A 19,877-nucleotide genomic window follows, 5' to 3' on the forward strand; every position below is an offset into this window, starting at 1 on the left:
ACTCTCTCACTCCGCCTGCTTCATTCTCCGAAGCGAGCGGAGCTTTTTCCAAAGAACTCAATGACCCTTTACCGTGCCAAACAATCAGGGTCGAGGCGATACCAGCCAGCGCCAGCGAACCGGATAAGTCTGCACAGATAATGCACACGCCTTTGAACCAACACACATCGCGGGGTGCACAGAGGAAACTCTGAAAAAACATCTCAAGCCAGATAGGGTTGCAACAGGCGATGCACATTAACACGGGCATGCAGGCGGCTTGCTAACATGAACATGCCTCCCACCTTGCGGTGAAAATAGATCGCATCCATCGGCGGAGCGCGCCATGCGTCGCGAAAGCGGGTAATGTCTTCCGTCATGACAGACATTTTCGCCGCCATATCCGAGCCGGCAAAATCATAGGCCACATCCTCTCGCATTGGCTCCATTACCAACGACAGGAATCGCATAACGAGCGCCCGATAGTCGCCACCGGCTTCACCCATGGCATAGCCCAGTCGCTCAGCGGCTGCCACAAGACGTTCCTCATCGCCGGCGATAGCAGCAATGGCCAGCTTCTTGTAATCATTAACAAACCCGGCACGGAAGCGACGCGTCGCCCCGAAATCCAGCAGCACGATTTTGCCCCCGTCCCGACGGTAGAGATAGTTAGCAAAATTGGGATCTGTCTGCATCATCCGCAGCTCGAACATTTCCTGCAGCATCAGCTCAAACAGGGCGGTCATCACTCTATCACGCTCTGCTTGCGGCACATCACGCAGCTTGTCGATAGGGCCGCCACTCACATACGTCATGGCCAGAACATTGCGGCGGGTCAACTGCGGCAAAACCTCCGGTAAGACATAGCGTTCGTCATCCCCAAGCTTCCGGCGGAAATCCTGCAGGTATTTGGCTTCTTTGAGGTAATCAGCCTCGTCCTTGAGCTGCTCTTTAGCGTCCTTCAGCAAAGGGCTGATATCCATACCATCGGGTAGCAACCCCGACAGACGCAGCAGGCTGGCGATATTATCGACGTCACTCTCGATACTGTCCGCCACACCGGGGTACTGCACCTTCAGCACGATATCTCTCCCATCAGGCGAAATCGTGCGGTGCACCTGGCCTATTGAGGCGGCCGCGATAGGAGTGGTATCAAACCCATAAAACAATGATTCCCACTCGGCGCCATAGGCCTCGGCCATGGCCTTGTGCAACTGCTCGTGCGGCATGTGCTTGGCATCGTCGCGCAGACGCGCGAGGATATCGGTCAATTCACGGGGCAAGAAATCCCCGGTATCCATGGAAAGTATTTGGCCGACCTTCATGGCCGCACCGCGCATAGTAGCGAGCTGATCCGCCACCCGACGCGCGTTGCCGGGCGTCAATAATAAATCTCGGGAAGTGGGCCGCTTACCAGCGCGCAGCTGCCGTGTGCCCTCCGCAAGCATCCCTCCTGCAACACCTCCCGCCAGACGAGCCATACTGGCAAAACGACTCGACCGGGATGCCGGAACCGCCCGCGACTGCCCTTTGTCTTTGCCCTGCGACTTACGCGCCATGATTTTCCCTTTCTCGCCAGAGCCGTATATGCGATTCGACCATTTCGTAGGCGTTGAACTGAGCGTCCAGCGCCGAGATGAAATTGTATACGCCCGTGAGCTTGCGAGCGATCAGCGCAAAATCTCTCGAGGGCGTGGCGAAATGACGGCTGGCACTGGACACCGCGGCCTGCTTGCCTGCCCTTCGCATCAATCGCGATCTGCCCCAGCAATACTCTCCTTTTGCATTAAGGTACTCGGCCGGCAATTGCCCGGGCGGGCGCAAAGGTTCAAGCAAGTGCAGGCAAAAATCGGCGAACAACCTGCGCGCCTCGTCACTGGCATCGCGCTTCAGGCAGCCCAGCCCGATAAGACCATCGACCAGCCCCTGTCTGTCCTGCTGCTGGCCTGCTGCGATTGTGTTGCGCATGTGTAAGAGAAAATCCTCGGGGCAATCCAGTACTGAGCCAAAGTCCAAAAGGACCAGGTCATCCCGAGCTTCACGCTTGCGGCGATCGTCCAGCCGCAAAAGGTAGTTACCAAAATTGGGATCAGTTTGTAATACGCCCCAGCGGTAGACCTCGCAGAAAAACAGCGCAAGCATGCCCTTCCCCAATGCATTGCGACGCGCTTGCGAGAGGCCTGATACACTGGGATCCGTCACCGGTACCCCCTCGATAAACTCCATCGCAAGCACAGTATCCGTGCAGTATTGCGGGTATAACTCTGCCACGTAGTAATCGACCAGAGGCGCCTCCATGTCGTGCAGCAACGCGGCAACCTCCTCCGTGTAGCGGGCTTCTCGCCGGTAATCAATTTCGTTGTGCAGGTGCACGCGCATCGAGGACAGCCAGTCATCCAAATCCCGGCCAGCTTTCACCCAGCGCGCCAGCAATAACATCCGCACCACCGCGTCGAAGTCAGCGTCGATCAGTTTAGCGAGCCCCGGATACTGAATCTTGAGACAAATCCACTCACCGCTGTCGCGGATTTTAGCCAAATGGACTTGCGACAAAGACGCCGCGGCCACCGCCTCCGGATCGATATCCAGTTCACGGTAGCGCTCACCCAGTGACGCCCGCACAGAGGGCGCCAGTGCTTCCCAATGCAAGGGCTCGGTTCTGTCTGACAGGTCGCGCAGAGCATCCACCAACACCGCGGGGAGAAAATGCTCGCCAAACAGCGCCAGCATCTGACCGATCTTGATATAGGTGCCCTTGAGCCTACCCAACTCCTGCACGAATTTTTCAGCTTCGCGGCGGGCAAAACGTGAATGGGAATCTCCCGAATCGCGCCCCATGACGCGCTGCATCAAGCTGTCTGCGGCCAGTGCGCCGCCCGCGCGGGCGCCAGCGAGTGATATCGACAGCGAGCGGGGCAGAATATTCCCTTTCAGTTTTGGTGTTTTCTTGGCCATCGGTAACAGGATCGAGAGTGAGTGAGCGGCCAGACCCGCATAAACCACCGGGTTTCCGACCCGGTGACTCAGGAGTAGCTAGCCCAGTAAGAGTTTCGCGAGGCGCTTGCGATGGTGTTGAGCGTCACCAAACTGCTGCTGGCTCCACTGGGCGCGACGCAGATACAACTGCGCATTGCACTCGTAGGTAAAACCCATCCCACCGTGAAATTGTATCGCTCGATCACCCGCTTGCAGCAGTGTATCGGTAGCCTGTGCCTTGGCCATACGGCAGGCGATCTCGCCGTCCCGCTCCAGAGTTTCATCCCCGACCACGGTCGCAGCGTGATAGATAAAAGAACGTGACGAATCCGTATCGATCAAAATGTCTACAGTGGGGTGCTTGAGGGCCTGGTAGGAGCCAATGAGCTTACCGAACTGCTTGCGCGTTTTCAGGTAGTCGACGATCGTATCCAGACACGCTCCCGCAGACCCTGTTGCCTCCGCAGCGACCAGCAGGGCACCAATAAGACGCGTATCGTTGATGGCATTCGCTACCTGCCCGCCCGAAATCACACTATTCTCATCCACGCTAACACCGGTGAAATCGACGTTGGCCGCTCGCTTGGTCTCGTCTATCAGAGTATTGGGGCGTATCGCTCCAGCGGGCAGTTGCGATGCGCCGACAAGGGCAATCACCAATTCCCCCTCACGTTGCACGGGCACTACGAACAGTTCTGCCACCGCCGCGTCCGGCACAAAACGTTTCATGCCCGTAAGGGTACCGTTCTTGTCCAGGCTCACCGCAAAATGTTCACGGCCCCAGTCGGCGTCTTCGGTCAGCGCCAGTGTAGCGATCTTACCGCTGGCAATATCTGCCAGCACGGATTCCTGCGCGGCTCCGGCTGCACGCATGACAAGTTGTGCCGCCAGCGATGTGGTGAGCAGCGGCGTGCCCAGCAGGGCCCGCCCCATCGCCTCAAACACTGGCACGAGGGCGCTCACCCCAAGACCAGAACCACCACAATCCTCAGGCAGGGCAATGCCGGTCCAGCCAAGGGCAATCATTTCCTTCCAGACACCCGCGTCGTATCCGAGCTCGGTGTCCAATTGTTCGCGCACGGCACTAATCGGCGACTTGTCGCGACAAAATTCCCGCGCGACATCCATAAGCATGCCCTGTTCTTCGGTCAGCGTCAGCGTGGTATTGCCAATAATCATTGTGGCTGCCCCCGTTACTTCGGCAATCCGAGCACGTGCTCGGCTACTATATTGGTTTGTACCTGGCTGGTGCCGCCACCGATAGTGGCGGAAAAGGAGTTGAGGTAGGCACGCTGCCAGAAACCGCGTTGCCTCGCTTCCTCATCACCGACATACAAGGCACCCTCAGCACCCTGCAGCTTGATGGCAAGCTGTCGCATCCGACGCGTTGACTCGGACATGCGCAACTTGCCTGACAGGAGCAGAGAACCCGGATAATCTGACGACAAGCCCGGAATAGCACCGCGCCTTACACCCAATATCTGTGATTTCTCTTCCATCACCGCCCTGACCAGCTCATCGCGCAGCAGGGGGTCATCCAGCACCGCCGCCTCATCGCGGCTGACGCCCTGCAACTCGTTAATCATATCTTCGACTGTCACGCGCACCATCATCTGACCGCCGGCCGCGCCCGCCTCAGCACCGCGCTCGTATTGCAGGGTCTGCATGGCAATTTTCCAACCCTGACCCTCTTCTCCCATCAGGCAGTCCGCAGGAATCCGTGCATCGGTAAAGAAGGTCTCGGTAAAACCGTATTCTCCGGTCAGCTTTCGAATGGGCCGGGTTTCTACCCCCGCGATATTCATCGGGGAAAGGAAAAAGGACAAGCCATCATATTTACGGCGAGTATCCGGATTGGTACGAGCCAGCAGGATCATGTACTGAGCGAAGTTACCCATGGTGGTCCATATCTTCTGGCCGTTAATGACGTACTCGTCGCCGTCGCGCACTGCGCGTGTCTGCGCGTTGCCCAAATCGGACCCATTTTCCGGCTCGGAAAAGCCCTGACACCAGACGTCCTCCGCCGTGAGAATTCGCTTGAGGTATTTTTGTTTCTCCTCAGCCGTACCGATATCATTTATCAGCGGACCTGCCCAACCCAAACCGATGATGTTGAAACTGATGGGCACCGCATGGCGTCTCATTTCCTGATCGGCAATAGTCTGGAACGACGGATCAACGCCACGCCCGCCATACTCCTCGGGCCAGGCCATGCCGAGATAACCTGCGGCCCAAACCTTATGTTGCCACTCCCGCAGAAATTCCAGCTGCCGCTCGTCCCCCACTTCCATAAAGGTCTGGGGCAGCAGAAAACCGGGATCTTTCGGGTTGTTCTCGTGCATCCAGGCAGACACCTCTGTCCTGAATTCAGTCAGTTCCAGTTCACTTACACTCATTGTCTTACTCCATCGCGGAGAGCATCGACGACTCCCCCTGTTCATCCGCTCGCTTGAAGGCTGGCCGCTCCATCAGACGGTGCAAATAGGCTGCCGTCTGAGGCTTATAGTCTTCGTCAAACTTCAATACCCGGCCCAGATACAGCGCATAGGACACCGCAATGTCGGCAATCGTAAAGCGATTATCGACGAGAAACTCATGACGCTCGAGATGGCTGTCAAGACGGCGAAGTCGCGAAAGGTACCACTTGCGGTAGTCATCTGCCACTGCCTGCTTCTCCGGCACCGGCTCCAGAATGTAGTAGCGCATGGCAATAGTCTGGGGGAAGGTCAAGGTAGCATCCGCATGGTGCAACCAGTTGAGGTAGGCGCCGTATTCTGGGTGCGCGTGCTCGAGGCCAAAGTCCTGGCGTTGATAGCGATCAACCAGGTACTGGCAGATTCCCACTGACTCGGTCATTTCCGTATCGCCGTCGACAAAAAACGGCACCGTACCCAATCGGTTGACGTCCAGGTACTCCCGCTGAAATATGCGCGGCGGGAAGGGCAGAATGTCCACCTCATAATCCAGCCCAAGCTCTTCCAGAGTCCAGAGAGGGCGCAGAGAACGAGCCCCCTTGCAATGCCATAACTTCATTGTTTCATCCTGTGCCGGCTATACGCCATACTGGCGCGACGCGAGGTCACGCATGATTTCCTCGGAGCCGCCACCTATTGCGTTCACCCGCACCTCACGATAAATACGCTCGACGCGGCTGCCGCGCATATAGCCCATGCCGCCAAGAATCTGCATAGCCTCACGCGCGCAGAACTCCATTGTCTCGCTCGCCTGTACCTTTAATAAAGCGATATCACCCGGATTGGGCTCCCCCATTTCAAAGGACTCGTAGCACACTCTTATGTATGCCTGGGTAGCGTTCAACTTCTGTTTCATCTGTGCGATTTTGTGCCGAATCACCTGATGATCAGCAAGGCGTTTGCCAAACGTCTTTCGTTCCTGAGCCCACTGCACAGCTTCCTCAAGACAGACTCGTCCGAGCGCCTCCATTGCGGCCGCCATGAACATCCGCTCACTGTTGAAATTGGTCATGATAACGAGGAAACCCTTGTTTTCCTCGCCGATGAGATTGGAGACAGGCACCCTGACATTGTCAAAATACAGCGTGGCTGTGTCGGATGCCCACCAGCCCTGCTTACGATCCAGCTGGGTGCGACTAAACCCGTCAGCATCAGTCGGAATTAACAGCATGGAAACGCCGCGCGCTCCCTCTCCGCCCGTGCGCACCGCCGTGGACACCCAGTTAGCGCGCATACCGCCCGTGATGTAGGTCTTGGAACCGTTGACGACATAATGATCACCATCACGCACGGCGGTTGTCGACAGCTGCGCGACGTCGGAGCCTGCGCCGGGTTCCGTGATGCCCAATGAAATATGTTTCTCGCCCGCCAGTACGGGTGGCGCAACCCTGTCTTTCATGGCCTGGGAGCCCCAGTTGATCACTGGCGGCAGCCCTATCCCATGCACCATCAGGCTTGCGGGAATTCCACCCACCCCGATTCGCGCCAGTTCCTCGTTGGCAATCCAGTGGTGCCAGGAGTCAATGCCTGCACTGGTACCGCCGAATTCTTCCGGATAACCCAGGCCCAGCAAGCCCACCTTTGCCGTCTTCGGCCACAGCTCGATAGGAATGTGGCCGGCCTCATCCCACTCCTCTGCATAAGGCATGATTTCGGCGTCGATAAAACGGCGCAACTGGGTGCGCCACTCGTGGTGTTCTTCCCGCAAATTGGGGTTGGGCAGGCGGGCGCTGTCAAAATCCAGTGACATAGCTATCTCTTAACGTCTGGTGGAAACACAATGGCCTTATAGTAGCTTAGCGCTGCAAAGCCTGCATATAATTTAACAATGAACGGCTTATTACGACTCTTGATCCGCTGATTCATTGGGCGACCTACCGCGCCTTTCGGCGTACGCTTATTGCTGTGCTCAGAGCATTAATTTCGCTGCGACGAATGCTCGCCGACCCTGTGCTACGCGCCCACACTGTGGAGAAAAGAGAAACAACAAAAGAACGCAACCGCACGATGGTGACAGCCAGCTCGGCCAGGCTCAGTATTTTTGTCGCCAGGCCTCGTAGCCGCCGTCCACGCTGTAAACGTCACCAAACCCCTGCTCGGAAAAATATTCTGCGGCATTCTGGCTGGAGTGACCGTGGTAACAGCACACGATCAGGGGCAGCGTTTTGTCCGTGTCTGCCAAAAATGTGTCCATCGTATCCTGCTGAATATTGACCGCGCCGGCAATACTGCCCGACTGATAAGCGCCGGCGTCCCGGATATCGGCCACAGTGACACCACCTGCGTCGATAAATTCTTTAGCATCGTCAATCGAAATCTGTTTGTAAGGCATGGCTTTCGCTCCGCTTCGGCACTAAACATGATGTCAACAGTGTATCCTAATCGCTGGCTCGAGTGAGCGGTCTGTGGGACCTGGGTACACACAGCCCAGGCGCATGCCTGCTAGAAACCGGGCCGACCGGCGACTGCCCATAATCTGTCATCCAATGGCGGCTGCGGGTCGTATTACCGATCGGGTTCGTTATACCCTGTGGCTCCGCGCTCGCTAGCGCCTTGGCTTTCACCACCAGCAAACGTATATTGGCGATAACATGACATTTATTGGCACCGACAATTTCGACCACGACCAGGCCCCACGGATCGGCGTACTACTCACTAACCTGGGGACTCCCGCATCAGCCGACAAACAGGGCTGCCGACGTTTCCTGAAGGAATTCCTGTGGGATCATCGTGTGGTAGAGATACCGCGTCCCGTTTGGTGGCTCATACTCAACGGTGTGATTCTCAATGTTCGCCCGGGACGATCAGCCGCCGCTTATCGCTCTGTCTGGACAGACCGCGGCTCCCCCCTGCTCTACCACACCGAAGATCAGACCTCAGCGCTGCGAGACAATTTACAGGCCGAGTTCGGCGAAAGGGTAACAGTGGAATTCGCTATGCGTTATGGCACACCCGCGATCGCTGATGTTTTACAGAACATGCTGCAGGGAGGAGTAAGAAAACTACTGGTTCTTCCCCTTTACCCGCAGTACAGTGCCACCACTACGGGCTCCACCTTCGATGCGGTTGCCGCCGACCTGCACGGCCGGCGCTGGATTCCAGACCTGCGGTTTATTACACACTACCACGACAATCCCGCATACATTGATGCCGTGGCAAACTCGGTTCGCCTGTACAGGGAGGAGCACGGTCAGGCAGAAAAACTGGTGTTCTCTTTTCACGGTCTACCCAAGCGCAATCTGGAAGAGGGAGACCCCTACCATTGTGAGTGCCTCAAAACCTCTCGGCTCATCGCTGAAAAGCTCGGCTTGGAGGAAGACGACTATCTCACCACGTTCCAGTCCCGCTTCGGCCGGCAAGAGTGGTTGCAGCCCTACACGGATAAAACCCTCGAAGCCCTGCCGGAACAGGGGGTAAAGTCCGTGCAAGTTGTCTGCCCGGGTTTCTCCGCGGATTGTCTGGAGACACTGGAAGAAATTGCTCTGGAAAACCGGGACACCTTCACCACAGCGGGCGGCGAGCGCTATGACTATATTCCCTGTCTGAATGCGCAGCCCGCACACATTGATGCACTGGCAGGAATTGTTCGCGCACAGATTGCCGACTGGCTGCACGCCCCTCACTGAGCACGCGGAGAGTGTCTCACAGCCAGCGCCGCACCCGCTCGCAATAAGCGGCAAAATCCTCCGGAAACAGCTCGCGCAGCATAGCCTCTTCCGGACGAATAAAACGCAGCTCAATAATGATACCGAACAAGACAGGTACAGCCAGTGCGCAGGTTGAACCCACGGTAACGGCACAACCAAGCAGCACGGACAGCATGCCCAGGTACATCGGGTTGCGTGTAAACCTGTAGACGCCCTCGGTGACAAGACTGGTGACATTGCGAAACGGCACCAGGTCTGTACCGGCGCGATGAAACAAGCCGCCCGCCGTCACCAACAACCAGAGCCCGATGACGATCAGTCCGCCTCCCAAGCCTTGTGATATCCCTGACGTGAACCGAAGACCGGGCAAAAACTCGTTCAAAGCAAAAATTGCGGTCAGCCCAAAAGCCAGCCAGATGGGTGGATAGATGATGCGCTTTACCATGTCCGCTCCTTCGGTCAGTGCGCCGCCAGATGAATGCCAGGGGGTTCCACGCTTCCTATGGCAAAGGCCAACGCAATACCCAGCAGAAATGCGACACTCAGTTTCAATTTATCGTGGGAGTGAAAATGCACCTCGGGCAAAAGATCGCCCAGAGCAATACAGATAAACGCACCGGCGGAGAAAGCCAGGGCTGCCGCCACCACTTGTTCGCTGCCGCCGATAATATCCACGCCATAATAAAACATCAGTGCGCCCAGCGGACACATCAGGGCAAAGATCAAATTGGTCGTCGTGCGGGCACTGCGACTCCAACCTCCCGCCTCCATAACGGTGACAATCGAAATCGCATCCAGAGGCTTGTGCAGCAAAATAGCGAGGAAGACCCCCAAACCGATCACACTACCGTGAGTCGCGCCACCGTGCATCATCGCGCCGAGAGCAACGCCGTCAATCAGTGTGTGCAACCCGAGGCCGAACGCAATGCCCATCCAGCTCAAACCATGGGCAGCGGCGACTCCTCGCTCTTCGTGGTGATGGTGCTGCTCTTCCTCGTGACTGAAATCATGCTGGTGGAAATGAAAGACGCGCAGCAGCAGCAACATAACGATCAATCCGATCATCAACCACCAGACTGCCGTATCAACACCATGCGCACCGCCCAACAGCGCCGTGCTGTGGGGCAGCAAATGATAAAAAGCCACACCTAACATGAGCCCTGAAACGAGGCTCATAATCACCTGGGTACGAGTATGGGTCATACGTATCCAGCGCGGCAATAAGCCGCCCAGCAGGGAGAAACCCGCAATGGCAACGCAGTAAAAAATCAGTAACAAACCGGGTGACAAGGTCATTCTGGATCTCGCCAGATAAAATGCAGCCGCGGATTATTTCACAATACGGTGCTCTTGTCGGGTACTTTAGGGCCACTATCGCAAACGGCATCGCGTATTTAGACAGCCAGACCGCCTCATCCGCGCCCATCCGGGTAATACCAGACAGCGCGCAAGGCCTGTCCACTCGATTCCCTCAACCCTACGGCAAAGCGATAAAGCGGCGAGCCAGAGTGGCAACGGTGGGTCAATTTGCGCTTTGTTGTTGTTAGGCGACGGGGCCAGTGACGCATGACGTCGATAGCACGGGTCATGAAAATACCTCTGCCATGCCAGTGAATTACCACAGCATTGCTCGCTGTGCCCGGTTCAGGATTTCGGCCTGTGGGGCTCTGCCGACCTATTTCAGGCCCCTGAGAGCCACAAGATATTGACAGTTAAACTATTGATTATTAGTTTAACGGTCCCCTTGCCGGAGACCGCCATGTCTATCTACGAACCACTCGAATCGAACGACTCTCGCCGCCATCTCAAGCTGCGCAGCCCTGTTACCCTCGAAGAGACCGGGGAACTGGTCTGCGCCAATGCGGAGGATGTCAAGCAGGCCATCGCCCGGGCGCGCGTCGCCCAACCAGCATGGGCCAGCACCAGCATGAAAGAGCGCAGGACTATCGTTGAGCGAGCATTAAAGATCGTACTGGAACGCCAGGACGAGATCATCGAAACAGTGGTCAAAGAGACCGGCAAATGCCGCACCGATGCCATGAGCATGGAGGTGTTCTCGGTAGCAGACCAGCTCTGCTACTACGCCAAGAATGCAGAGAAGTTCCTCAAGCCGCGTAAGCGCAAGGTGCACGGCCTGCTCAAATTAATGAAGCAGCTGCGTATTATGTACAAGCCACTGGGGGTCGTCGGGCTTATCACTCCCTGGAACGGTCCCTTTGTCCTGGTCATGAACCAGGCAACGCAGGCAGTTCTGGCGGGCAATACGGTGGTGGCAAAGGGTTCGGAGGTAACGCCCTATTCCGCCAAACTGGCGGAGGACATATACCGACAGGCCGGTCTGCCAGAGGGCGTACTGCAAGTATTGCTGGGCGACGGTGAGACCGGCGCAGCGATCGTCAACGGCGGCGTCGACAAGGTGTCTTTTACTGGCTCCGTCGCTACCGGCCGCAAGGTTGCCGAAGCCTGCGCCAGCCAGCTCATTCCCGTCACGCTGGAACTGGGTGGCAACGACGCCATGATCGTTTGCGCGGATGCGGACATCGACCGTGCGGCTGATGGCGCATGGGTAGGCTCCTGCATGAACACCGGGCACTACTGCTGTGGTACAGAGCGCATCTATGTCGTCAAGGACGTCTATGACGAATTCCTGCGCCTGATACTGGACAAGGGCAAGGCCTTGCGTCAGGGGCAAAAGCACGGCTGGGACGAGGATGTCGGCGCCGTATTCTGGGATCGCCAAATGACCATTATCGAGGCTCATGTGGAGGACGCCCGCGCCAAGGGCGCCACCATACACATGGGCGGACGCCGCAACCCGGAACTGCCCGGGCTTTACTACGAGCCCACAGTCATCACCGACGTCGACAACTCGATGGACATCATGATCCTGGAGACCTTCGGGCCGATTCTCTGCATACAAAAAGTGGACAGCGAGGCAGAGGCCCTGCGATTGGCTAATGATTCCGAATTCGGCCTGAACGGCAATGTGTGGACCAAGGACAAGGACAAGGGATACCGAATGGCCTCTGCCATTGATACCGGCTCCTGCAGCGTCAATGACATGGCCGTGAGCTACGGCATCCCCGCCGCACCTTTTGGTGGCAAGAAGAATTCGGGGCTAGGTCAGGTCAACGGTAAAAAGGGCCTGCGCGGCTACTGCCACGAGATGCCCATCGTCATTGATCGCTTCGGTGGGAAGATGCAAAACGGCTACCCGTATGACGCCAAGAGTGCCGAGGGTATGAAAAAATTAATGGAATTTCTCTGGGTGAAGACGCCTATCGGCCGATGGATGAGCTAGGAGGCAGCAGCAGATTGGTGAAGGTCGCGGTTGCCTGCGGCGGGCAACACGCCACGGAAATGCCTCATAGAAGTACCAGGTTATCCCGATGGATAAGTTCTGCCTCGCCCCGGTAACCGAGTATGGAATCGATCTCCTTCGACGCAGAGCCCATGATCCGGCGGGTCTCTTCCGCGCTATAGTTGATCAGTCCCCGGGCGATTTCGCTGCCACTGTCATCGCAGCAGCCCACCATATCGCCACGGGAGAAGGCGCCAGTTACGCCACAGACGCCCACAGGCAATAGACTACGGCCCGACTCGCGCAATACCTTGACCGCGCCGGCATCCAACGTGACACTGCCCGCGGTTTGCATCATACCGGCCAGCCACTGCTTGCGCGCGTTTTCGGGTTCGCGCCCGGCGCGCAACCACGTACCCGTTTGTTCTCCTCTTGCCACGCTGCGGATGGTGCCATTAACGCGACCCGAGGCAATAATCGTTTCAGTACCCGATCGCGCCGCCAGCCGAGCTGCACGCACCTTGGTGACCATACCGCCGCGCCCCAGGACACCGCCTTCACCCGCCATATCGTCGAGCGAGGTGTCGCTGACATTCGCAGTCTCGACGAGTTCTGCGTCTGGATTCTTTCGCGGATCCTCTCGGTACAAGCCCTGTTGGTCAGTCAAAAGCAGCAGTGCATCCGCGTCGATCAGGTTGGCCACCAGCGCGGCGAGAGTATCGTTGTCACCAAAGCGGATCTCTTCCGTTACCACTGTATCGTTCTCGTTAACGATGGGCACAACACCCAGTGACAATAACGCCTTTAATGTTCCCCGGGCATTCAGGTAACGATCCCGGGCAGTAATGTCATCGTGCACCAGCAGGATCTGCGCTATCGCAATAGAGTGGCGCTTGAATACAGATTCATAGCTTTGCACCAATGCTGTTTGCCCCACCGCTGCAGCGGCCTGTATGTCGTGCAGCTGACTGGGCCGAGCGGTCCATCCCAGGCGAGCCACCCCCGCCGCAACGGCTCCGCTGGAGACCAGCACGACCTCACATCCACAATGGCGCAGGTCTACCAGCTGCTCCACCAGGGATGCGATCATGTCTTCGTCCAGACCGCGGCCCTCATCGGTGAGCAGCGCACTGCCCACTTTTACCACCCAGCGGCGTGCCCCGGCTATTTCATCCCGTTTACTCATGCGTTACGGCCTGTACTCTGCGTCAACATCGAAGTCATCATCATCGAAGTCATCATCGGCCTCACTATCGTCCACCATAGATCGACTGCGGCGCGCCGCTCGTAACGCCTCGATACGCTGCCGCGCCTCTTCCTGCATACGTCCCTGCATTTCCATTTCCTGCTCAATCAAAGCGGGATCCACCGCTTCACGACTGCGGCACTCTTCCAGGTAACGCATGAGGTCACCGCACAGCTCACGGGTGCCATCGCCCCCAATGGCTGAAACCTCGTACACAGGCCCCTGCCAGGCCAGCGTCTGCAGCACGGCCTGACGTCGAGTGGCAAAAGTTGCCTCATCGAGCAAATCTTTCTTATTCAATACCAGCCAACGCTCCCGATGCGCCAGGGTTGGACTGAAACGTTGCAGTTCACGCACAATGGAAAGTGCACTCTCCTGCGGTTCTACGCCGTCATAGGGCGCCATATCCACCAGATGCAGCAGGATGCGATTCCGTGTCAGGTGTTTAAGAAAGCGAATGCCGAGGCCAGCACCATCGGAGGCACCCTCAATCAATCCTGGTATATCCGCCATTACAAAACTACGGTGAGCCTCTACGCTGACCACGCCGAGATTGGGAACAAGGGTGGTAAACGGATAATCCGCCACTTTAGGCTTGGCCGAGGAAACTTGCCGGATCAAGGTGGACTTACCCGCATTGGGCAGGCCTAACAGACCAACATCTGCGAGCACCTTCAGTTCCAGCTTGAGACGCCGCAATTCGCCCTCTGTGCCTGACGATGTCTGTCTCGGAGCGCGATTGGTGCTGGATTTGAAACGCGTGTTGCCAAGACCATGGAAGCCACCCTGGGCGACCACCAGTTGCTGCCCGGCCACTGAGAGGTCACCCAGCACATCGCCAAGGTCCTCATCCAGAATGGTGGTGCCCACTGGCACCTTCAGTATTAAATCTGCACCACTCCCACCGGTGCAGTTACGACCCCGCCCCGACTCTCCGTTCTCCGCGCGATAGTTGCGCTGAAAGCGATAGTCCACCATGGTGTTCAGGGCGTCGTCCGCTTCGATGATGACACTGCCGCCGTCGCCGCCGTCACCCCCGTCAGGACCTCCCTTTTCAATGTATTTCTCACGCCGGAAGCTCAGGCAGCCATTGCCGCCCTTACCCGCGTGTACATTGATGCTTGCCTCGTCGACGAATTTCATTCTGTATTCCGATGATTACGGTGTAACCGGTCATTGGTACCCCGGGCACGCCCTGTTCCAACCCAACCTGCTCCACAGTTTATTGTCTACCGTGCTTCACGTTAGGCCAGATAAAAAAAAGCCCCGTCAGATGACGAGGCCCCTTTTGAATCAGCGTCAGCTGCAAATCGCTAGGCACTCACCACCTGAACATACTTGCGGCTTTTAGGCCCGCGCTCGATGAACTCCACCCTGCCATCCATCGTGGCGAACAGCGTGTGGTCCTTGCCAATTCCGACGTTTTCACCCGCGTGGAAGCGTGTACCTCGCTGCCGCACGATGATGTTACCAGCCTTTACGGCCTCGCCACCAAAGCATTTTACACCGAGACGTTTGCTGACTGAATCGCGACCGTTCCGGGTACTACCACCTGCTTTCTTATGTGCCATTGTCGAGCTCCCCTTTAAGCCTTAATACCGGTTATCTTCACCTCGGTGAACCACTGGCGATGACCAGTCTCTCTCCGGTAATGCTTACGGCGATTGAATTTTACAATTTTTACTTTCTTGTGTCGGCCGTGAGAGACCACTTCCGCAGTGACCTTGCCGCCTTCCACCAAGGGGGTACCGATCTTTACCGCGTCACCGCCCACCATGAGAACCTTGTCGAACTCCACCACTTCACCGGTAGGAACTTCGATTTTTTCCAGCTTGAGAGTCTCACCCTCTACAACACGGTGTTGCTTACCACCGCTTTCAATAACCGCGTACATACCCTTCTCCGTTTAATTAGCCTGCTCGCATTCACATCAAGCCCTTGATACCAAGGGGGCAGAGACAGGCACAAACTTTGAGTTAACCCGGACGTACCCACACCACAGGATCGTCCAGAGGGCGGCGATTCTACGCAACTTGCGCACACAGGGCAAGCGCTATTTTTGCAGTAAAACAATGAGTTGCGCCACTTCCAGGAACAGCCGGGCCAACCCCAACCGCTTGACACTGCTGTGGCCCCGCCCTAGCATGCGCGGGCACTTTTCTTTACTTTCAGGCCTTATGCAGGATATCCGCGCCACAGTCGCTGCCGAGTTCGACCAGGTCAACCAGCTCATCGTAGATCAGCTGCACTCGGACGTCGATATGGTGGAAAATATCGGCCACTACATTGTAGATGCGGGGGGCAAACGCCTGCGACCCTTGCTAGTCCTTCTCGCGGCGGCCGCTCTGGGCAAGAACGATGAAACCCATATTTCATTCGCCGCGGTCATAGAATTCGTTCATACGGCGACGTTGTTGCATGACGACGTAGTAGACATCTCCACTCTGCGGCGCGGCCGCCCCACCGCCAACGCGGAGTTTGGCAACGCGCCGTCCGTGCTGGTGGGTGATTTTCTCTACACCCGGGCATTTCAGCTCATGGTCGGGCTTGGGAACATGGAAATCATGACCCACATGGCGGAAACCACCAACACCATCGCAGAGGGAGAAGTCCTGCAGCTGGTGCGCGCGGGCAGCCCGGACACAGATGAAACACAGTATCTGGACGTGATAACCCGCAAAACGGCCATTCTGTTCGCCGCCGCCTGCTACGGTGCGGCGACCCTGGCTGGAGCGAGCAATACCCAACGAGAGGCATTAGAGGAGTTCGGGCTAAATCTGGGCATCGCCTTCCAGATGGTTGATGACGCTCTGGATTACGACGGAGATCCTCATACCATGGGGAAAAATGTCGGAGACGACCTCACGGAAGGCAAAGTAACACTTCCCCTCATTCACGCATTGCGTACCGGCACTCCCGACGAAAAAAGCCTCCTGCGCCAGGCCATCACGGACAGAAGCGCGCAGAATATCGAAGCGGTTACCACAGCCGTGCAGCGCTGCGGCAGCCTCGAATACACCCGCGTGACCGCTCGCGAGTACAGAGACAGCGCCCTCAGGCAGCTCGCCAGTCTTCCTCCGGGCAAAGCCCGTGACACCCTCGAGCAGCTCGCGGCATTTTCAGTGAATCGCAACCGCTGACTCGCAAAGTTCGCTGCCACGACATCGCTGCTTGCCATTGCACCGGTAATGCCCTGTTCCTATACTCAACCCTGACATTCATCATTGCGGGACCGCTCGATGACAGCGCGCGAGTTACTGACCCAACTGCCAGCATTTAAAGCTCTGCAGCAACAGGCCTCCGAGCTAAAAAACCAGTCAGTTATTGAACTGTTCGAACAGGACCCGCAACGGGGTGAGACTTATACCGTTGAAGCCGCCGGCCTGCAGCTGGATTACTCGAAGCACCTGATCGACGATAACACCCTGGCAAGCCTTTCTGCATTGGCTGACCAGGCTGCAGTCTACAGTGGCATTACAGCGCTGTTTGAGGGCAGCCACGTAAACAATACGGAGGATCGCCCGGCTTTGCATACACTGTTGCGCGCCAGCCGGGGAGACACCTTGCGAGAGCGGTTTGCCGATGTTTGCGCCGCCCGGGAACAGATGAAAGCCGTCGCCGACAAACTTAACCGAGGCGACCAGTCCGGATTCTCCGGCAAGACCATCACAGATGTTGTCAGCATCGGGATCGGCGGGTCAGATCTCGGCCCCCGACTCGTTACTGAAGCCCTGCAGCCTTACCAGGGCATTGTTCGCTGTCATTACGTAGCAAACGTGGATCCGGCGGACCTGGAGCAGACACTGGCGGAACTGCATCCCGACAGCACACTGTTTATTGTCTGCTCAAAGTCATTTCTCACCGAGGAAACGCTTGCCAACGCGCTGTCTGCCCGCCAATGGCTGCTGCAGGCGGGCGCCTCAACGGCCGATCTGGACCTGCACTTCCTCGCGGTCACCAGCAACCTGCAGGCCGCGCAATCCTTTGGCATCAGCCCCTGTAACTGCCTGCCCCTGTGGGACTGGGTGGGAGGACGCTACTCGGTCTGGTCTGCGGTGGGACTCAGCTGTGCTATCGCCTTGGGATGGGAAAACTTCTGCGATTTTTTGGCGGGCGCCGAACGCATGGATGAACACTTCCGCCATAGCAGGGATTCAGACAACATGCCTCTGCTAATGAGCCTGCTCGAAATATGGTATTGCGATTTTCTCGGCGCAAAGAATCACGTCGTTCTGCCCTACGATCATGCTTTACGGCTCTTGCCGGACTTCCTCCAGCAACTGACCATGGAGAGCAATGGCAAGCGAGTCAGCGCTGCGGGACGGTCGCTGGACTACACTACTGCGCCGGCACTGTGGGGCTCCGCCGGTACTATTGGTCAGCACTCTTTTCACCAGTTGTTGCACCAGGGCCAGCTGCTCTGCCCCGCAGATTTCATCCTGCCGTTAAGCACACACACAGACAAGGCGGAGCAGCATAGCAAGCTGGTAGCGAACTGCCTCGCCCAGAGTCGCGCCATGCTGGTAGGACGCTCCCTGGAGGATGCCCGGTCTGCGCTGCTGGCGCGAGGCATGTCGGATGAAGAAGCGGAGGGGCTTGCGCCGCATCTGGTCATACCGGGTAACAGGCCAAACAGTATTATCACGCTAACTACTTTGACACCGGCAACGCTAGGGGCGTTGCTGGCCTTGTATGAGCACCGTACCTATTGCAGCGGCCTGCTCTGGGGCATCAACTCCTTCGATCAATGGGGGGTAGAATTGGGGAAGGAAATCAGTGCGGAGGTTCTCGAGCGCCTATCGGGAAAGGAAGGCAAAATCATGGACCCCGCCACAGAACGATTAATTAAAGCCTGGAAGGATACGCCGCAATAAACCACGGCGCAGGCGCGCATCACGCATTCAGCTGTCGATGAGCGCCAGTAATTCTGCTGTCTTTGCTTGCATGAGTGCCGTATCACCCCGGCTTTCGACGTTGAGCCTGACTACGGGCTCCGTGTTTGACATTCGTAGGTTAAAACGCCAGTCGCCCATCGACATACTGAGGCCGTCCACGTGGCCGACGCTTTCCGCGTCGCCCGCATAGACTTCCTCAACCTTTGCCAACACAGCGACCGGTTCCGCGATGGTCCTGTTGATCTCGCCGCTGCAGGGATATTTCGCCATGCGCGCTGCCACCAGCTGCGACAGCGGTGCGCCACTGGCACACACCAGCCCGGTCACCAACAGCCAGGGAATCATGCCACTATCGCAGTACGCGAAGTCGCGAAAGTAATGGTGTGCGCTCATTTCTCCACCGTAGACCGCATTTTCAAGCCGCATACGCTCCTTGATGAAGGCATGGCCCGTCTTGCTCTGCACTGCTTCACCACCAGCGGATTCAACGATATCCACTGTATTCCACGTCAGACGAGGGTCATGCACGATTTTTGCCGGGCCGCCCTGCTGCAAAAACGCATCGGCCAGCAGACCTACCACGTAGTAGCCCTCGATAAAGGTGCCCTGCTCATCGAAGAAAAAGCACCGGTCGAAGTCGCCGTCCCACCCCAGGCCCATATCGGCCCCATGCGCCTGCACCGCCGCGATAGCCGCCGCTCGATTCTCCGGTAGCAATGGGTTGGGCACCCCGTTGGGGAAATTGCCGTCCGCTTCATGGTGCAATTTAATAAATTCGAAGGGCAGGTGCTTTTCCAACAGATCAACCACCCGGCCGGCGCCTCCGTTACCCGCGTCGGTCACTATTTTTAAACCCTTCAGCTTATCGAAATCGACGTACGACAACAGGTGCTCTACGTAGGCCTCGGAAGTATCCAGTTGATACAGCGTGCCCCGCGTTACCGCCGGCGTAAACGCGTCTCTCTCCGCCAGGGCCTGAATGTCAAACAAGCCGGTGTCACCGGAAATTGGCCGAGATTCCTCCCGCACAAATTTCATGCCGTTGTAGTCTTTCGGGTTATGGCTCGCAGTAATCGCGATGCCACCATCCATTCCCGCATGCGACGTTGCAAAATAGATTTCTTCCGTGCCGCACAACCCAATGTCATACACATCGACACCTTGCTCCAGCAAACCTTCCGAAACAGCGGCCTTGATAGACTCACTGCTCAGCCGGATATCATGTCCGACCACAACCTGCTTCGGCTTGACCACCTCAGCATAGGCCCGGCCGATACGCCGGGCGATGTCTTCATTAAGTTGGTCTGGCACACGACCGCGAACATCATACGCCTTGAAACAGGTTATTTTTTGCACGGG

The 19,877-nt window shown here is 57.1% G+C and carries 18 protein-coding genes; 4 read left to right on the plus strand and 14 right to left on the minus strand.

Going from position 1 to position 19,877, the window contains the following annotated elements; translation table 11 throughout:
- Positions 1 to 203: 203 nt before the first annotated feature.
- The 7 genes from EYC82_RS08745 to glpE all read right to left on the minus strand — a co-directional run bounded on the left by EYC82_RS08745 (position 204) and on the right by glpE (position 7,761).
- Complete coding sequence (locus tag EYC82_RS08745; protein WP_279249154.1) at positions 204 to 1,538, minus strand: ABC1 kinase family protein; 1,335 nt, start codon at positions 1,536 to 1,538, stop codon at positions 204 to 206.
- Positions 1,528 to 2,982 (minus strand): ABC1 kinase family protein, encoded by a 1,455-nt coding sequence (locus EYC82_RS08750; protein WP_279249155.1) that lies wholly within the window; start codon positions 2,980 to 2,982, stop codon positions 1,528 to 1,530. Before EYC82_RS08750 ends, EYC82_RS08745 begins: the two co-directional genes overlap by 11 nt.
- Before the next feature lie 30 nt (positions 2,983 to 3,012).
- On the minus strand, positions 3,013 to 4,134 hold the full coding sequence (locus EYC82_RS08755; protein WP_279249156.1) for an acyl-CoA dehydrogenase family protein: 1,122 nt from the start codon (positions 4,132 to 4,134) through the stop codon (positions 3,013 to 3,015).
- A 14-nt stretch (positions 4,135 to 4,148) separates the two neighbouring features.
- On the minus strand, positions 4,149 to 5,351 hold the full coding sequence (locus tag EYC82_RS08760) for an acyl-CoA dehydrogenase family protein (protein WP_279249157.1): 1,203 nt from the start codon (positions 5,349 to 5,351) through the stop codon (positions 4,149 to 4,151).
- A gap of 4 nt (positions 5,352 to 5,355) precedes the next feature.
- Entirely contained in the window at positions 5,356 to 5,988 is a 633-nt protein-coding gene (locus EYC82_RS08765) for a glutathione S-transferase family protein (protein ID WP_279249158.1), read from the minus strand.
- A gap of 18 nt (positions 5,989 to 6,006) precedes the next feature.
- Positions 6,007 to 7,179 (minus strand): acyl-CoA dehydrogenase family protein, encoded by a 1,173-nt coding sequence (locus EYC82_RS08770; protein ID WP_279249159.1) that lies wholly within the window; start codon positions 7,177 to 7,179, stop codon positions 6,007 to 6,009.
- 282 nt (positions 7,180 to 7,461) lie between these two features.
- Positions 7,462 to 7,761 (minus strand): thiosulfate sulfurtransferase GlpE, encoded by a 300-nt coding sequence (gene glpE, locus EYC82_RS08775; protein WP_279249160.1) that lies wholly within the window; start codon positions 7,759 to 7,761, stop codon positions 7,462 to 7,464.
- Positions 7,762 to 8,020: 259 nt separating this feature from the next.
- Between glpE and hemH the strand changes: the two genes are divergently transcribed.
- Positions 8,021 to 9,055, plus strand: coding sequence for a ferrochelatase (hemH, locus tag EYC82_RS08780; RefSeq protein ID WP_279249161.1), 1,035 nt, complete (start codon positions 8,021 to 8,023; stop codon positions 9,053 to 9,055).
- Between the two features lie 16 nt (positions 9,056 to 9,071).
- Here the strand turns inward: hemH and EYC82_RS08785 are convergent, their stop codons facing one another.
- Both EYC82_RS08785 and EYC82_RS08790 read right to left on the minus strand, forming a co-directional pair.
- Complete coding sequence (locus tag EYC82_RS08785; RefSeq protein ID WP_279249162.1) at positions 9,072 to 9,521, minus strand: methyltransferase family protein; 450 nt, start codon at positions 9,519 to 9,521, stop codon at positions 9,072 to 9,074.
- A 14-nt stretch (positions 9,522 to 9,535) separates the two neighbouring features.
- Positions 9,536 to 10,372 (minus strand): ZIP family metal transporter, encoded by an 837-nt coding sequence (locus EYC82_RS08790; RefSeq protein WP_279249163.1) that lies wholly within the window; start codon positions 10,370 to 10,372, stop codon positions 9,536 to 9,538.
- A 463-nt stretch (positions 10,373 to 10,835) separates the two neighbouring features.
- On the opposite strand from EYC82_RS08790, the gene EYC82_RS08795 reads away from it, so the two are divergent.
- Positions 10,836 to 12,377, plus strand: a complete 1,542-nt coding sequence (locus tag EYC82_RS08795) for an aldehyde dehydrogenase family protein (RefSeq protein WP_279249164.1) — start codon at positions 10,836 to 10,838, stop codon at positions 12,375 to 12,377.
- Between the two features lie 64 nt (positions 12,378 to 12,441).
- Here the strand turns inward: EYC82_RS08795 and proB are convergent, their stop codons facing one another.
- The 4 genes from proB to rplU form a co-directional block, all read right to left on the minus strand.
- Complete coding sequence (proB, locus tag EYC82_RS08800; RefSeq protein ID WP_279249165.1) at positions 12,442 to 13,563, minus strand: glutamate 5-kinase; 1,122 nt, start codon at positions 13,561 to 13,563, stop codon at positions 12,442 to 12,444.
- A gap of 3 nt (positions 13,564 to 13,566) precedes the next feature.
- Positions 13,567 to 14,766: an Obg family GTPase CgtA gene (gene cgtA / locus EYC82_RS08805; RefSeq protein ID WP_279249166.1), complete on the minus strand. Its 1,200-nt coding sequence runs from the start codon at positions 14,764 to 14,766 to the stop codon at positions 13,567 to 13,569.
- Positions 14,767 to 14,936: 170 nt separating this feature from the next.
- The gene (rpmA, locus tag EYC82_RS08810) at positions 14,937 to 15,194 is read right to left on the minus strand and encodes a 50S ribosomal protein L27 (RefSeq protein WP_279249167.1); all 258 of its coding nucleotides are present in this window, start codon (positions 15,192 to 15,194) and stop codon (positions 14,937 to 14,939) included.
- 14 nt (positions 15,195 to 15,208) lie between these two features.
- The gene (gene rplU, locus EYC82_RS08815; RefSeq protein ID WP_279249168.1) at positions 15,209 to 15,517 is read right to left on the minus strand and encodes a 50S ribosomal protein L21; all 309 of its coding nucleotides are present in this window, start codon (positions 15,515 to 15,517) and stop codon (positions 15,209 to 15,211) included.
- 283 nt (positions 15,518 to 15,800) lie between these two features.
- On the opposite strand from rplU, the gene EYC82_RS08820 reads away from it, so the two are divergent.
- Complete coding sequence (locus tag EYC82_RS08820) at positions 15,801 to 16,763, plus strand: polyprenyl synthetase family protein (protein ID WP_279250673.1); 963 nt, start codon at positions 15,801 to 15,803, stop codon at positions 16,761 to 16,763.
- A 99-nt stretch (positions 16,764 to 16,862) separates the two neighbouring features.
- Positions 16,863 to 18,497, plus strand: coding sequence for a glucose-6-phosphate isomerase (gene pgi, locus EYC82_RS08825; protein ID WP_279249169.1), 1,635 nt, complete (start codon positions 16,863 to 16,865; stop codon positions 18,495 to 18,497).
- 27 nt (positions 18,498 to 18,524) lie between these two features.
- Here pgi and EYC82_RS08830 read toward each other — a convergent pair whose 3' ends face one another.
- A complete protein-coding gene (locus EYC82_RS08830) occupies positions 18,525 to 19,874 on the minus strand; it encodes a phosphohexomutase domain-containing protein (RefSeq protein WP_279249170.1) in 1,350 nt (449 codons plus the stop codon).
- Positions 19,875 to 19,877: the final 3 nt, after the last annotated feature.

The organism is Candidatus Marimicrobium litorale (assembly GCF_026262645.1).
Taxonomy (GTDB): Bacteria; Pseudomonadota; Gammaproteobacteria; order Pseudomonadales; family Halieaceae; genus Marimicrobium; species Marimicrobium litorale.

Bases quoted from the DNA above. Each gene is read 5' to 3' on its own strand.
- EYC82_RS08745 (WP_279249154.1), bottom strand. From the start codon at position 1,538: ATGGCGCGTAAGTCGCAGGGCAAAGACAAAGGGCAGTCGCGGGCGGTT.
- EYC82_RS08755 (WP_279249156.1), bottom strand. From the start codon at position 4,134: ATGATTATTGGCAATACCACGCTGACGCTGACCGAAGAACAGGGCATG.
- EYC82_RS08760 (WP_279249157.1), bottom strand. From the start codon at position 5,351: ATGAGTGTAAGTGAACTGGAACTGACTGAATTCAGGACAGAGGTGTCT.
- EYC82_RS08765 (WP_279249158.1), bottom strand. From the start codon at position 5,988: ATGAAGTTATGGCATTGCAAGGGGGCTCGTTCTCTGCGCCCTCTCTGG.
- EYC82_RS08770 (WP_279249159.1), bottom strand. From the start codon at position 7,179: ATGTCACTGGATTTTGACAGCGCCCGCCTGCCCAACCCCAATTTGCGG.
- glpE (WP_279249160.1), bottom strand. From the start codon at position 7,761: ATGCCTTACAAACAGATTTCGATTGACGATGCTAAAGAATTTATCGAC.
- hemH (WP_279249161.1), top strand. From the start codon at position 8,021: ATGACATTTATTGGCACCGACAATTTCGACCACGACCAGGCCCCACGG.
- EYC82_RS08785 (WP_279249162.1), bottom strand. From the start codon at position 9,521: ATGGTAAAGCGCATCATCTATCCACCCATCTGGCTGGCTTTTGGGCTG.
- EYC82_RS08790 (WP_279249163.1), bottom strand. From the start codon at position 10,372: ATGACCTTGTCACCCGGTTTGTTACTGATTTTTTACTGCGTTGCCATT.
- EYC82_RS08795 (WP_279249164.1), top strand. From the start codon at position 10,836: ATGTCTATCTACGAACCACTCGAATCGAACGACTCTCGCCGCCATCTC.
- proB (WP_279249165.1), bottom strand. From the start codon at position 13,563: ATGAGTAAACGGGATGAAATAGCCGGGGCACGCCGCTGGGTGGTAAAA.
- cgtA (WP_279249166.1), bottom strand. From the start codon at position 14,766: ATGAAATTCGTCGACGAGGCAAGCATCAATGTACACGCGGGTAAGGGC.
- rpmA (WP_279249167.1), bottom strand. From the start codon at position 15,194: ATGGCACATAAGAAAGCAGGTGGTAGTACCCGGAACGGTCGCGATTCA.
- rplU (WP_279249168.1), bottom strand. From the start codon at position 15,517: ATGTACGCGGTTATTGAAAGCGGTGGTAAGCAACACCGTGTTGTAGAG.
- EYC82_RS08820 (WP_279250673.1), top strand. From the start codon at position 15,801: ATGCAGGATATCCGCGCCACAGTCGCTGCCGAGTTCGACCAGGTCAAC.
- pgi (WP_279249169.1), top strand. From the start codon at position 16,863: ATGACAGCGCGCGAGTTACTGACCCAACTGCCAGCATTTAAAGCTCTG.